Annotated in this window: 11 protein-coding genes; 7 read left to right on the top strand and 4 right to left on the bottom strand. The window is 53.5% G+C overall.

Going from position 1 to position 14242, the window contains the following annotated elements; translation table 11 throughout:
* Positions 1 to 67 precede the first annotated feature (67 nt).
* The 4 genes from P9L94_19095 to P9L94_19080 form a co-directional block, all read right to left on the bottom strand.
* Entirely contained in the window at positions 68 to 1408 is a 1341-nt protein-coding gene (locus P9L94_19095) for a Gfo/Idh/MocA family oxidoreductase (protein MDP8246198.1), read from the bottom strand.
* Between the two features lie 299 nt (positions 1409 to 1707).
* Positions 1708 to 2862 carry a DUF1080 domain-containing protein gene (locus P9L94_19090; GenBank protein ID MDP8246197.1) on the bottom strand — a complete coding sequence of 385 codons (1155 nt, stop codon included), beginning with the start codon at positions 2860 to 2862 and terminating at the stop codon, positions 1708 to 1710.
* A gap of 64 nt (positions 2863 to 2926) precedes the next feature.
* Positions 2927 to 3868, bottom strand: a complete 942-nt coding sequence (locus P9L94_19085; GenBank protein ID MDP8246196.1) for a DMT family transporter — start codon at positions 3866 to 3868, stop codon at positions 2927 to 2929.
* Complete coding sequence (locus P9L94_19080) at positions 3861 to 4589, bottom strand: HAD family hydrolase (GenBank protein ID MDP8246195.1); 729 nt, start codon at positions 4587 to 4589, stop codon at positions 3861 to 3863. The genes P9L94_19085 and P9L94_19080 overlap by 8 nt, the downstream gene beginning before the upstream one ends.
* Before the next feature lie 278 nt (positions 4590 to 4867).
* On the opposite strand from P9L94_19080, the gene P9L94_19075 reads away from it, so the two are divergent.
* The 7 genes from P9L94_19075 (at position 4868) to P9L94_19045 (ending at position 14196) form a co-directional block, all read left to right on the top strand.
* On the top strand, positions 4868 to 5290 hold the full coding sequence (locus P9L94_19075) for a hypothetical protein (protein MDP8246194.1): 423 nt from the start codon (positions 4868 to 4870) through the stop codon (positions 5288 to 5290).
* A 372-nt stretch (positions 5291 to 5662) separates the two neighbouring features.
* Positions 5663 to 6640, top strand: coding sequence for an acetyl-CoA carboxylase carboxyltransferase subunit alpha (locus P9L94_19070; GenBank protein ID MDP8246193.1), 978 nt, complete (start codon positions 5663 to 5665; stop codon positions 6638 to 6640).
* A gap of 56 nt (positions 6641 to 6696) precedes the next feature.
* On the top strand, positions 6697 to 9129 hold the full coding sequence (gene lon, locus P9L94_19065) for an endopeptidase La (protein MDP8246192.1): 2433 nt from the start codon (positions 6697 to 6699) through the stop codon (positions 9127 to 9129).
* 381 nt (positions 9130 to 9510) lie between these two features.
* Positions 9511 to 9939, top strand: a complete 429-nt coding sequence (locus tag P9L94_19060; protein ID MDP8246191.1) for a thioesterase family protein — start codon at positions 9511 to 9513, stop codon at positions 9937 to 9939.
* Between the two features lie 476 nt (positions 9940 to 10415).
* Complete coding sequence (locus P9L94_19055) at positions 10416 to 11642, top strand: Gfo/Idh/MocA family oxidoreductase (GenBank protein MDP8246190.1); 1227 nt, start codon at positions 10416 to 10418, stop codon at positions 11640 to 11642.
* A 19-nt stretch (positions 11643 to 11661) separates the two neighbouring features.
* Positions 11662 to 11802, top strand: coding sequence for a hypothetical protein (locus P9L94_19050; GenBank protein MDP8246189.1), 141 nt, complete (start codon positions 11662 to 11664; stop codon positions 11800 to 11802).
* A 54-nt stretch (positions 11803 to 11856) separates the two neighbouring features.
* A complete protein-coding gene (locus P9L94_19045; protein MDP8246188.1) occupies positions 11857 to 14196 on the top strand; it encodes a hypothetical protein in 2340 nt (779 codons plus the stop codon).
* Positions 14197 to 14242: the final 46 nt, after the last annotated feature.

The following is a 14242-nucleotide window of genomic DNA, read 5'->3' as shown; positions in this document are numbered from 1 at the left end:
TTTGGAAAAATCCCCCTGGGCAATTCACCCAGAGGGATTAAAATTTTCTTGATATACAGCGCTGACATTACGTCCAGACTTCGTCGCCGCATTCCCAGCCTTTGCGAACCGGTTCTCGGACATACGAACTGAGTTCGGGGTGGTTGGTGACGCGCATGTTCTTCGCGTCCCACTCAATGTTTTTGCCAGAGCGCTGCGCCAGTACGCCCAACAGCGTCATCTCGGTCAAACCAGACGCATAATCAAAGTTTGAGCCGGGGGTGGGGCCGTCGCCTTTGATGGCGTCTACCCATTCTTTGACATGGCCGCCTTTGATCCGGCGGATGGTTTCAGCCGGCATGTTCTTCTGGAAATCGTCCCACTGGTCGTCGTTGACCAGTCGCGGGTCATTGGGGCGTCCGCCCGTTGTGATGGCGCTTTTCTCACCGACCATACACATCGAGCCGATGTTGTCTTTGAGGTTCCACTCTGATTTGACGGGGCCTTTGAGACCGCCGTCGCCCCAGTAAAGAACCACCGGGCCGCGTTTGTTGTTCGCCGGGAAGGTGAATTTCAACAACGATTGTCTCGGCACAAAATCTTTCGCGATCATCTCCCGTTTGAGAACTTCAACACTGGTTGGCGCGCCGAGGTCGAGCGCCCAGAAGGGCGCGTCGAGCGTGTGACACGCCCAGTCGCCCAGTTGGGCGTTGCCGAAGTGGAAGAAGCCGCGCCATTGCTTTGGAACGTATATGCTGTTGTATTCAATATTTTCCGCTACCGGGCCGCGCCACAGTTGCCAATCGACATGGTCTGGAATCGGCTGTTTGGCGGGCGGGAATTGTTCTGGAATATTAAAGTATTTATCAGGGCCGAATGACGGGCCGCCGAATGATGACAACACGGTGTGCACCTTGCCGGTCACGCCCGCGTCATACCATTCTTTAATCTTGCGGATGCCGTCGGTGGCGTGGCCCTGGTTGCCCATCTGGGTCACGACCTTAAAGTAATGTCCTGCTTTTTGCAGGGTGCGCGCCTGCCAGATATCGTGAGTCAGCGGCTTCTCGGTCATGACGTGTTTGCCGTTCGCCATGGCGGAATATGTCGCGGCGAAGTGAGTATGATCGGGCGTCGAGATCACCACCGCGTCGATCTCTTTGGCCATCTTGTCGAGCATCACGCGAAAGTCTTTGAAGCGTTTGGCGTCGGGCGCTTTGCGGTAATTGTCCCCGGCGCGGTCGTCGTCTACGTCACAGAAGGCGACGATGTTTTCGTTGTTGGCGCAGAAGCCGACGTGGGTTCCCGCGCGACCGCCCGAGCCGATGAAGGCGACGTTGAGTTTACTATTGGCTGCTTGCCCTGCCTGGCCGATGGCGAACGGCGCCACAGCAAAAGCGGAAGCGGATTGGATAAATGTTCTACGTTTCATAATTGGTCCTTTGGCTTGAATCAGTATCCATTCACCCTACCAAATCTGATAACCGAATGGAAGTGAGGATTGAGTTTTCATAACTGTATCTATCGCTGAGATCTACGGGCGCGCTTAACGCACAGTCTTTTGTCAAACGCTCTAATTCGTCGTAGCCCTTTTCGTCATCATTGTTTTTGAGATGGTTACTTTTTTTCGCAACAGCGCATCCACAAAAAAAAGCGGCAATCAGACTGATTGCCGCTTTTCGAGCGCCGCTCCCTACGAGGTATAGGGAGCCAAAATTTCGTCATTTGGGTTTACTCTGGGATGCGGTATTGCAATCCCTTGAAACGTACGCCCGCCGCGCCGCCGCTGTGCAGCTGCAACGCAACCACGCCGTCAAAATACTTGGGCGTCTCATTGATGTAATCGACGGATTTCAGGCCATTCGTCCAGGTTTGAACGTGTTTGCCTTTGACCTTGAGAAGCAGGTGGTTCCATTTTCCGATGGGTTTGATGACCTTTTCGGCGAGTTCATTGGGTTGCACCAACCAGCCGCGGCCCGCGCTTTCGTAGAGGCCGCCGGTGTGATTGCCGGGGTTGGGGTCGATCTCCGCCTGAACGCCGGACACGTCAACGCCCTTGAAGGTGGAGTGATAAAACAGCCCGCTGTTGCCGCTGCTTTCGGCGAGGTAGTAGACCGACACTTCAACGTCCTTGAAGGTTTTCTCGGTGGCGAGGTATCCATAGGCGTCGGTGACCGCCATGCCCAGGATGGCGCCGTCAACCACGGACCATTCTTCGATGCCGATGTTTTCCCAACCGTTTAGAGTTTTGCCGTCAAACAGCGGCGTCCAGCCTTCGCCGAGGCCTTTGTCGTCGATTTTGACGTTCTTGAAACGCACATGCACGGGCGGGTTGTCGCCGCTATGCACTTGCAGGGCGATGACGCCGCTGCGGGCGTTGTCGTCTTTGACTTCGACGATCTGTTTGCCGTTGATAAACACCTTCATGGTTTCGTCGATGGCTTCGACGCGATAATGGTTCCAGCCGTCCGGGTTCCAGGCTTTTTCGCCATCGGCGGTGGGTTGCGCCAGCCAGCCGCGTCCATGCTCGTCATAGATGCCGCCGCTGTGCATCCCGACCGTCGGGTCAATTTCAACCTGGTAGCCGTGCATTTGGCCTTCGACGACATGCGAGCGGATTTGCAGGCCGGAGTTGCCTTTGGCCTCGGTTTTGACGTCGAATTCAAGAATAAAATTGGCGTAGTCTTTATCGCTCAACAGCCAGCCATAGGCGCCGTCGCCGGTTTTGCCGACGATTTCGCCTTTTTCGGCTGTCCATTTGCCGCCGCCGATGGGCGTCCAGCCGGTTAAATCTTTTCCATTGAACATCTCTTGCGGCGCGGCAATGGTTGCGGCGCAGGCAAACAGAACAGCGAAAGCCAATCCAGTTAACGATTTACATTTCATTTGAACCATCTCCTTTAGGTTTTATGGAAACCAAATGGTTTCAACGGCTTAGGTGCATAGCCGGTTACGGCCCGATCAGTGCGTCTTCGCTAACGACTTTCTGCGCTTCCCTTGGCCACATAGCATAGGTCACCCCGCAGATGATGGATGTTCCGCCGATTATTTGCGGCAGGGTCAATACTTCGCCAAGCAATCCAATAGAAAACACGACGCCAAAAACCGGAATCAGCGTCAGAGTAAGAACAACGATTGAGGCGGGCAAAAGTTTAAGCGCGGTGAAATAGAGCAAGAAACCGCCTCCGGAGCAAATTAACCCCAAATATAATACCGCCGCCCAAGTGTAAGCGTCCATTTCAAGCATGGGGGCCAGCGTGCCTTGTGTTCCACTGACAATCCCCAAAGAAATCGAAGCGAATATGTTAATGAAAAACAGCGTGTAAATCGGGTTGGAGTGGTTGAGTAACTTCTTGCTGAGGATGGTGAATAAACCCCAACAAACAACGGAAGCGACCACCAGAGCGTCGCCGAAGAGGCCCGCGCCGCCGTGGACTTCAAAGTGCATAATGTCGCGAAACATCACCAGCGCAACGCCTGCCAGAGCGATCACGCCGCCGACTACCGTCTGTTTGTGAAGCGTCTCTTTGAGAATGATCACGGCGAGAAACACCGAAAAGACCGATTCGGTCGCGATAATCAGGGTCGCGTTGGAGGCGCTGGTGAAGTTGGTTCCCATATATTCACAAATAATGGCGACGGCGTTTAAGCCGAGGCCGATGAAGACCACCCGGCGCCAGTCTTTGGGCGTCCAGCGGGTGGTGTTGCGGGCGCTCCAGAAGAAGGGCGCCATGAAAACCGAAGCCAGCGACGCGCGGGCAAAGCCCAGCGCGATGGGGTCGATGTTGTGGTTCATCACCCATTTGTTGAATGCGAAGGTGGTGCCGAACAGAAACTGGGCGCCGATTACGCAGATGATGCCCAATACCCACGAGCGGTTCTGGTTAGACATATTGGTTGTCGAGTAACTCTACGAGTTCTTTTAAATTTTGTACCGTGTGGTCTGGTTTTACCTCTGGATGTTCGGGCATATCGTCGCGGCGCTTCATCCAGACGGTTTTGATGCCGGCGTTGATGCCGCCCTGGATGTCGGCGTTTAGATTATCGCCGATCATCAGGCATTCATCAGGCGAAGCCTTCGCCGCTTTTAATACGCGCTGAAAATATTGCGGCTTGGGCTTTGAGACGCCCTGTTCTTGCGCGATGAAAATGCCCTCCCAGCCTCCGGTGAGGCCGGTGGTTTCTAACTTACGGCGCTGCATCAGGCGGTTGCCATTGGTGACGAGATAGAGGGCATAGCGCTCGCGCAAAACGGGCAGAAATTCAGCGACGTCTTCATAGGGTTCAAACGAATCATGGCGCGCGTCTTGATAGATTTGTCCTAACTCATTGGCAAGCCCGTTGGCTTCGACGCCCAGTTCTTTTAGCGCCAATGACCATAAAAAAGAGCGGGTTTCTAATGGGTCATTCATTTTGCTAATGGGCGATTCGTCGAAGTTTTCCCAATGCCAGTTATTGGTTTTCACGAAAACCGCGCGGATTTGGTCGTGCGTCAGCGTTGGGACATGCTCAAGCATCTTTGGGACGACCGCGTTGAGTGAGTGGATGGTGCTGGCGCGGTCTTTGATGAGGGTTTCATCAAGATCAAAAAGGAGAGCGCGGATCGGCGTCATTCTGGGAACCTAGTCGTTGTGAAATAGAGAGTTGATTTAACAGTTAAGGAGAATTTTGTTCTAGGGAGATGAGGGTCATGGTTTATGCTTGCCTTGTTTCTGGTTGAAGCTTTTGTCACGCTTGCAGCGTCTTATGTGTAAAGATAAATTGCATAATTAGCGATTAGAGTGAAATATTTTATCAGTAGGTGCAATAGATTGTTGATTTTACCTTGAATGCTTACTATAATTAGTAATGAAAAGAGTTTTGAGGGGCCGGGCAATGAGAGGAAAAGACGATGAAGAAAATGAAATTCGGTAATTGCACGGACTGCCAACGATATCTGCCCGTAGATGGAAGCGGGCGCTGCTTGGATTGCGTCCAGTCTGAATATGAAAACCTGAACCGCGCACTCGACTTTTTGCTGCTGCATCCGAAAGCGACTGGCGAAGAGCTTTCAAAGTCGCTAACGATTCCCTTCTCGCGTGTTGAAGAGTGGATTCGCGACGGGCGTATCCGCTGCGTGTTGTTTCGCTCGCGCTGTCCTGAGTGTTCTCGCCCGCTCGAAAACCAGTTTACCTGTAAACATTGTGGAACGACGCTGACCCCGCCGCCGCCTCCTAAAGAAAAGCGTAAACCCAAAAGCCAACAATACCGGGTGACCTATTTAGAGGGCCGCAACAATAAAGACTCGCCCCGCAACCGCCGCCGCTCGGTTTAAACATTTCTCAAAACGCTCATCACAATTACAGTCGATTTTTAAAAATCGCTTATTGGTTGCGTCGCCCTTTTTGAGGCAATGTCATTGACTTAAGACTTTTAGCCCCTCTTTTATAAGGGGGGATTCGGGCGCAACACGTTGCGCCCCTACAGGGCTGATATTTTTGATTTCGTTGCATCAAGGTCTGCCCTCACTTCGCGACGCCTTGGCTTGCCACCCCTTAAGTCAATGACATTGCTTTTTGAGGGGGGAGGCATCGCGCAGTTCCACACCCGCATTGTTGTTCGTTATTATTAAGGATAAACTGAAACGATCTATTTGATCGCACGGTGTTTTGTCAAACGCTCTAACGAACAACATTGGGATTGGATTATGCGCTATTTAGAATTTGAACAACCCTTGCGGGAACTCGAAACCAAAATTGAAGAGATGGAAGTCTACGCGTCTTCGCGCGATATGGACCTCTCTCATGAAATTAAACCGCTGCGCGAAAAATTGGCGACGATGATTGATGAAATCTTCTCGCAGTTGACGCCCTGGCAGCGGGTTCAATTAGCCCGCCACCCGAACCGCCCTTATACCATGGATTATATCAAATCGTTCGTGACCGATTTTGTTGAACTACACGGCGACCGCGCCTTTCGCGACGATGAAGCGATTGTCGCGGGGCTGGGTTCTATCGGCGGGCGTTCGGTTGCGGTGGTTGGTCATCAAAAAGGGCGCGACACCGAAGAAAATATTCGCCGCAATTTTGGGATGTCGCACCCGGAAGGCTTCAAGAAAGCGCGCCGCATTATGGAAATGGCGGACCGCTTTCGCTTGCCCATTGTGACCTTTATCGACTCGCCCGGCGCCTATCCCGGTATCGCCGCCGAAGAACGCGGCCAACACTCGGCGATTGCGGAAAACCTGGAAATGATGGCGGGGCTGCGCGTACCGGTTCTTTGCGTCGTTTTAGGCGAAGGAGGCAGCGGCGGGGCGTTGGCGATTGGCGTGGGCAACTGCGTGATGATGTTGGAAAACGCGTACTACGCTGTGTGTACGCCCGAAGCCTGCGCGGCGATTATTCTCAAAGACCGAACCAAAGCGGCGCAAGTATCAGGGACGATGCGCATTGTCGCCGATGACCTAAAACGCCTGGGCGTGATCGACGAAATCATTGCGGAACCGATGGGCGGCGCCCACCGGAACCCCCAAGAGGCTTATGAAAACGTCGAGCAGGCGGTCTCCCGGCGTCTCGAAGAATTTGCGGCGATGGACCCGGAAACGGTTGCGGAACACCGCTATCAGCGCTTTCGTGAAATGGGCGTGTTTTATGAAGCGCAATTGTCGGGGCCGACATTGGCTTGACGTCCGGCTTATTTCCTATTCCATGATCCTAATAAAGAATCGACCTATGAGTCACTATGCCTATTAAAAAAACAGCCACAAAGAAAACAACCAAAAAAACTGCGTCTAAAACCAAAAAAGCCAAACCCAAGAAACCAGCAGCCAAAAAAGGCGCAGCAAAGAAACCCGTCGCCAAGCCGTTGTCTGAATTTCCGCTTTTGCCTCTGCGCGATGTGGTGATTTTTCCTGGAATGATTATGCCGCTATTTGTCGGGCGCCCGAAATCGGTGGCGGCGCTCGAAGCGGGCATGCAGGGCAACAAGCAGATCGTTCTCACCGCGCAAAAGAAAATGGAAGTCGATGAGCCGAAGGCCGGAGAACTCTATTCGGTCGGCACCTTGGTCAACATTATGCAGATGTTGAAACTGCCGGACGGCTCCATCAAAGTGTTGGTGGAAGGTGTGGCCCGGGTTCGCATCAAAACCGTGGCTGCGGAAGAGCCGTTCTTCGTCGCGGATATTGAGCCGATTCAACCGTCTAATGACGTTGGGGCGGAAGTCTTGGCGATGTCGCGCCACGTCCGCGACCAGTTTGAAACCTACATCAAACTCAACCGCAAAGTGCCGCAGGAAACGCTGCTGTCGATTATGAATGTCGACGATCCGGGGAAACTAGCGGACGGCATCGCCGCGCAACTGGTCATTAAAGTATCAGACAAACAAAAACTGTTGGCCGCCGCGACCGCGAAAAACCGTCTGAAATATTTGGGTGAAATGCTCAACGATGAGTTGGAAATTTTAGAACTCGAAAGCAAAATCAAAGGCGAAGTGCGTAAACAGATGGAGCACTCGCAGAAAGAATATTACCTGCAAGAACAGATCAAAGTCTTGCAGCGCGAACTCGGCAAAGATGGAGAGGGCGGCGAAGATTTCGGAAAATACCGCTCGCGCATCAAGCGCGCCAAAATGAGCAGCGAGGCCGAAGAGAAGGCCCTGGAAGAATTAGAGCGCTTGAACGGGATGCCGCCGCTGTCGCCCGAAGCGACGGTGGTGCGCAACTATCTCGACTGGTTGTGCGACCTGCCCTGGCAGAAATCGACCAAAGATAATCTGAAACTTGATCAGGCGGAGGCGATCCTCAACGCCGACCATTACGGCCTCGAAAAACCGAAAGAACGTATTTTAGAATTTCTCTCAGTTGGCAAATTGAAGCGAAATCTCAAAGGCCCCATCTTGTGTTTTGTTGGACCGCCGGGCGTGGGCAAAACCTCGCTGGGGCGTTCGGTTGCGCGCGCGTTGGGGCGCAAATTTGTGCGCATCTCGCTGGGCGGCGTACGCGACGAGGCCGAGATTCGCGGCCACCGCCGCACTTACATCGGCTCCATGCCGGGGCGCATCATTCAATCGCTCAAAAAAGTGAAGTCAAACAACCCGGTCTTTTTGCTCGACGAGATCGACAAAATGAGCATGGATTTTCGCGGCGATCCGGCGTCGGCGTTGTTGGAAGTTCTCGACCCGGAACAGAACCACACCTTCAGTGACCACTATATGGAGGTTGAATTCGACCTCTCAAACGTGATGTTCATTGCGACCGCGAACGTCAGCCATACCGTACCCGCTGCGTTGAAAGACCGGCTGGAAATTATTGAAGTGCCCAGCTACACCGAAGAAGACAAAGCGTGTATCGCCCGCGATTTTTTATTGCCCAAACAAATTAAGAACCACGGGCTCAACCGCTTTAAGCCGAAATTTTCCGCGAAGTCAATTCTGCAAGTGGTGCGCGATTACACCCACGAAGCGGGCGTTCGAAACCTGGAGCGCGAAATGGCCTCGGTGTGCCGCAAGTTGGCGCGCAAGGCCGCGTCAAACCAGTTAGAACAAGAAATTAATGTAACGCCGAAAATGGTTAACGACCTGCTCGGCATCCCCCGCTATCGTGAAACCGAATACGGAAAAGAAAACGGTGTGGGCTGCGCGACCGGGCTGGCGGTCACTAGCGTGGGCGGCGAAACCCTCACCACCGAGGTCACCATCATGCCGGGGTCCGGGCAGTTGATTCTGACCGGGCAACTGGGCGACGTGATGCAGGAATCGGCCAAGGCGGCGCTGTCGTTTACCCGCTCGCGGGCGCGTTCGCTGCAACTCGACCGCGAATTTCACAAACGGTTTGATATTCACATTCATGTTCCTGAAGGCGCGATTCCAAAAGACGGCCCCTCGGCGGGCATCACCATTGCGATTGCGTTGATTTCGGCGCTGACCGGGCGTCCCGTAAAAAAAGACCTCGCCATGACTGGCGAAATCACCCTGCGCGGCAAGGTGTTGCCGGTGGGGGGCATCAAAGAAAAAGTGTTGGCGGCCAACCGCGCCAATATGAAGACGGTGTTGCTGCCTGACGACAATCGCAAGGACGCGCCCGATATCCCCGAAGCGGTGCGCAAGAAGATCAAAATCCATTTTATGAAAGAAATGGAAGACGTGATGAAACATGCGTTGGAGCCATTGCACTAACGCGTTGCAGTATTGATTTTGATGGCAGCGATTGTCTTGTGAATTAAGGATCGCGTCATCGTGAGCGCGGGGGCTGCCAGACTCCCTCTCCCTTTGGGAGAGGGTTGGGGTGAGGGCTTCTGATTCACAAATTTTTCAACCCTCATCCTATCCTTCTCCCAGGGGGAGAAGGGACAATATTGTCGCTCTCTCTATCATTCGCGTCATCGCGATGGAGTATAACGACCGATGCGATCTGTTCTGTCGAATACGAGACCTGCCTGCCGCAGGCAGGTTGCGTCGCTTCGCTCGCAACGACACTCGCAACATGCAGCAGTGCAATAACCGTAAGGTGGGTTCTTAACCCGCCAGTGCAATATCTCGAACAGTCAGAGCGAGGCTATGTCATTTCCCACGCGTACCTTTCCATACAAAGTCATTTACGCCGACACCGACGCGGGCGGAGTGGTTTATTACGCCAACTACCTGCGCCTGTTTGAATACGCCCGCGCTCTGTATGTCGAGGCGGCGGGATTCACTCTGCCTGAACTTGAGGAGCGCAACTGCCTGTTTGTCTGCCGCCGCGCCGAGGCCGATTATTTGTTGTCGGCCAAACTGGGCGACGCGCTGGACATTGAAACCCGCGTCGAAGCGGGCGGAAAAGCCTTCCTGGATTTTACCTATACCATCACGCGCATAAACAAAGACGGCGAACGGGAAGAGATCGCGCGCGGCTATACCAAGATGGTCTGCACCGCGCTCAAGAACGGACGACTCGCCCCGCAGCGTATGCCCGCCTGGCTGCTGGAGCAAATGCAGTCGCAATCATAAAATTTCATTGATTCATTGATCCTTCGCTGATTTTTTGCCATACTCAAACGCATATTCTGTTTAGGCGTGTTGCTTTGAATGGTTATCAGGTTTGATTCCTCGCCCCTTGGGGCGCAAAGATTACTTGAAGCCATCTCAAAAATACTGATAACGAAATGGGATTCCGACCGATCAAAAATTGACAAGTCGTCTCAGGCATGGGTGCAACTCTGGGAGCGCCTGTGCAAAAGGGCCTGAAAGCCCGCACTGAAGCGAGCAAAGTTGTACACATGCCAAACGCAGCGAAGGTCAAGTATTTTTGAGATGGCTTCAAAAGCGTTTGTCAAATAGTATGTACCTGAAGCGCGCCCGTAGGGCTCAGCGATGGATACAGTTATGAAAGATCAATCCGCATAGTATTCTGACAAGCACTATAAATACTTGATTTGATACCCCGCTGCTTGCGGCGGGGGTATTCATTTGAAAGGAATATTAGGATGAACAAAAAGCCGGAAGTAAACCGCCGTTCGTTTTTAGAAGGCTCAGCCGCCAGCATTACCGCGATGTGCGCGCCAATGGTCGCCGCCAGCAGCGTCATCGGCGCCAATGACTCAATCAGTATGGGTATCATCGGCGCGGGCGGACGCGGACGCAGCGTGATGCGCGATTTTCTGCGCCAGGACGCCAAGTTTATCGCCATGAGCGAAATCTATGACGCCGAAGCCGCTGAAACCATGAATATGCTTGACGACGGCGTCAAAAATTACCGCGACTACAGAAAACTATTAGAGCGAAAAGACATCGACGCCGTCTTGATCGCCACGCCCGAACACCAACACTGCACCCAACTCATCAACGCCGTGCAAGCGGGCAAAGACGCCTATTGCGAAAAGCCCATGTCTAACACTATCGAAGAGGGCTACCGCACCGTGCAGGCGGTGCGCGCCACCAACCAAGTTGTTCAGATCGGCATGCAACGCCGTAGTTCAGAAACGGTGATGAAAGCCAAAAAACTGATTTCAGACGGAAAAATCGGCAAGATATATATGGTCAAAGCCTGGTGGAACTGGGTGCTTTCGCATCCGCTTGATAACTCGCCTCTGCCGCATGATCTCGATTGGGACGCGTTCTGCTACCCAAAAAAGAACGTGCCGTTTGAACCGATGAAATACCGCGAGTGGCGCTACTTCTGGCCGTTTTCCGGCGGCAACGTCACCGACCAGGGCACCCACCTGATGGACGTCGTGCAATGGTTTATGGACAGCGATCCGCCCAAGTCAGCGGAATGTTTCGGCGACGTGTATCGCATGACTGGCGCCGAGACCCCCGACATCTTTACCGCCATTTATGACTATGGTTCGTTCCAGGCGTCTTGGACTCTCAATTACACAAACAAATACCAAAGCGGTTGGACGATTCAGTTCCAAGGCACGGACGGCACCATCAATATCAACGACTCGGGCGCCGAGGTTTATGAAGAACCTTGGAACATGGACAACCCCTACCAAATGACATACGACACCAAGCCCGCGATGAAAATCGAAGGCAGTATCCCCACCGCGCCGCATACGCAGAATTTTCTGGATTGCATCAAGTCGCGCAAAAACCCGAACGCGCCGGTTGAGGTGGGCCACTCGGCTGTTTGCGGGCCGCACATGGCGAACGTCGCCTGGCACAAGAAAGAACGCGCCTACATGCGCAGCGATTTGAGCGGAACGTATTAGCAGCCCATTCGATTCTGTATTGAGTGTGATTACCAGCGAGCGCCCCTGCCTACAGGGGCGCTTTTTTTACGCTTGTGTGGACGCAGGCGCCAGTGAAGACGCCCCCAAAAATCAAATCAAAATTCGCCCGGCGATTGACCGCATGGCGCTTGCATGGTAGAAAAGCCTATCTCCCGTTTCGTTTGCGAGTTACGGGTTTGAAGGGAAAGTGATTTTGTCTATTCGGTTCTCTACGTTATTTATATGTCTGGCTGCGTTGTCGCTGCCAGCCGCCGCACAGGATTTTCTCTCGACCGCCGCCGACGCGCCAGTTGAAATCATCAAGGGCGAGGTCGAGTACGTCGTCAACAGCGATTCGCTCATCATTACGGGCAGCGCAGGCAAACAAGCGACGCTCTCCAAAGGCAAGACCGCCATCACCGCCGATGTGATCGAATATCAGTCCACTGACGAAATTCTCAGCGCCACCGGCGATGTGAAATTGTGGGAAAACGGACGCATTCTACGCGGCGACCGCATGTGGGCCGATCTGAGAAACGATACTGGCACCTTGTGGACGGTGCTCGACGCCGAACTGAACGAAGGTTTTTATTTCAAAGGCGAGCGGCTTGAATACAAACCGCGTCAGGCGGGGTCGCTCGAAACCGTCGACGGCAAAGAGACCATCCGCGAATATACCCTGTTCAACGGCAGCGTGACCGGAAACGATCTGCCCCATCCTTATTACTACTTTAAGTTTGACCGTCTGGTGGTCGTACCCAATACCCGCTACTGGCTGTATGACATGGTGTTTTACACCCAGTTTATGCCGATGGCCTACCTGCCGTTTTATTCGCAATCGCTGCGTGAAAACAAGGTGGCTTATTACATCTGGGCGGCGCACTATTCGCGCTTGGGCTTTGTGGCGTTCAACAAAGTCAACATTGTCCCCAGCGACGAATATATGATCGACCTCTACGGCGACTACCACACCGAGGCGGGCATTGGTAAGGGCGCGAAATTCCAATGGGATATTGACGGTGAATACGGCCCCGAAGGCCAGGTCTACGGCTACCACATCAAACAAGAAGCTCCTGACAACGACCGCATTTTTGACGGCGACGACCGCTATCACATGGCGGTGGAATACGCCCAGGAACTGCCGTACGACATGCGCCTTACCGTGAAGGGGCACAAGTTTTCCGACTCTGAATATCGCGACGATTACCGCTCGCCTGAGCGGGTGCGCCAGATGGACGTTCGCGAGTCGGAACGCGACCTGACCTCAAACATCAACCTGACCAAGCGCTTCGACGACCAGAGCGTGCGCATCACCGGCGCCCTGCGATTGGATGAGTTTTATTCAAACGGGCTGCCGTATATTGAACGCAAGCCCCAAGTCCACGCTGAACAATATCCAACCAACTTGTTCAACACCGGGCTGTACGGCAGCATGTCGCTTGACTATGGCCGCTACAACCGCGAACAGGGAATCACCTTCCCGCTGGATAAATACACGCTCTATCAACAGACCGAGTTCGTCGATAAATTCACCCGCTATGACGCCGACGGCAAAGTAACGTATCCCTTCTACCTGCCCGAACGCTTCACGCTGGAGCCGTGGATCGGCTACCGCGCAACGATGTATGAGGACGCGCACCGGTTGTCAAACGATCCGCTGACCGGGTCGCTGCAGCGGTTTGATTTTGGCTCCGAGTCGCGCTTGATGGCGCAGACCGGCATGAACCTCTCGACGCGGCGCACGATGGAATTTGACCCGTTCTTAGACCGCTATCAAAAAATGCGCGTCTTGTTTGAACCCGCGATTGAATATGGCTACTACCTGCCGGATACCGACCTGGAAGAACTAACCACCCCGGCGGGCGGGCGTTTTCCGTATGTAGACCCGCTTGATGATTTTCGCGCCGAGATGCACAGCGTGAGAACGATGTTGCGCGCCCGCGTCCAGGGCAAAGACGCCAATGGCGCGACGTCTGATTTCTTACGCGCATCGGTGGGGTTTGCGTATGAAGTGTTCCCCGATGAGAACCTGCGCTTCGACAATTTTTTATTCTATGAAGACATCGCCGAAGAAAACGACCAGCGGTTTTCTGACCTGCTGCATGACTTTGCCATCATGCCGTTTGCCTGGTGGACGCTGGGCGGCAACCTGCGCTATGACATCGACGACGAAGAAATGCGGTCGCAATATTATTTCTCGCAGTTCAACATCATGGATCGTGCACGGTTGTCGATTGGCTACTACACCTTCCGCTATCCGTTTTTGAATTTGAATGAGCAACAAGACGCTTCGGTGCGCCTCAATTGGGACGTCTCCAACAAATGGGCGCTGTTTTATGAAATGCGATTCGACCTCGATGAAGAGCGCTTCCGCCGCAATACCATCGGGCTGATGCGCAATATGTATGACTTCTTCGGTACGATTGAGTTGGAGCATGAGAACCATCCGACGCTTGGCGATGACTTCGGCATCCAGATCGGCATTCAGCTGATGGGGCCAAAGGGCCGCCCGCAAAGCATTGAGCCGGGCGCTCCCAGTTTCATTTCGTATTAAGCGCAGAAAGACAATCAATCGCGGCGAGCTGATTTGAGCGCTCGCC

Origin of the sequence: Candidatus Hinthialibacter antarcticus (assembly GCA_030765645.1) — a bacterium.
Classification (GTDB): Bacteria; Hinthialibacterota; Hinthialibacteria; order Hinthialibacterales; family Hinthialibacteraceae; genus Hinthialibacter; species Hinthialibacter antarcticus.
The sequence above is the reverse complement of the archived record's forward strand: the minus strand, read 5'-3'. Positions and strand labels throughout refer to the sequence as shown.

Coding starts and splice junctions, on each gene's coding strand:
- P9L94_19095 (MDP8246198.1), bottom strand. CDS start 1,408: ATGAAACGTAGAACATTTATCCAATCCGCTTCCGCTTTTGCTGTGGCG.
- P9L94_19090 (MDP8246197.1), bottom strand. CDS start 2,862: ATGAAATGTAAATCGTTAACTGGATTGGCTTTCGCTGTTCTGTTTGCC.
- P9L94_19085 (MDP8246196.1), bottom strand. CDS start 3,868: ATGTCTAACCAGAACCGCTCGTGGGTATTGGGCATCATCTGCGTAATC.
- P9L94_19080 (MDP8246195.1), bottom strand. CDS start 4,589: ATGACGCCGATCCGCGCTCTCCTTTTTGATCTTGATGAAACCCTCATC.
- P9L94_19075 (MDP8246194.1), top strand. CDS start 4,868: ATGAAGAAAATGAAATTCGGTAATTGCACGGACTGCCAACGATATCTG.
- P9L94_19070 (MDP8246193.1), top strand. CDS start 5,663: ATGCGCTATTTAGAATTTGAACAACCCTTGCGGGAACTCGAAACCAAA.
- lon (MDP8246192.1), top strand. CDS start 6,697: ATGCCTATTAAAAAAACAGCCACAAAGAAAACAACCAAAAAAACTGCG.
- P9L94_19060 (MDP8246191.1), top strand. CDS start 9,511: ATGTCATTTCCCACGCGTACCTTTCCATACAAAGTCATTTACGCCGAC.
- P9L94_19055 (MDP8246190.1), top strand. CDS start 10,416: ATGAACAAAAAGCCGGAAGTAAACCGCCGTTCGTTTTTAGAAGGCTCA.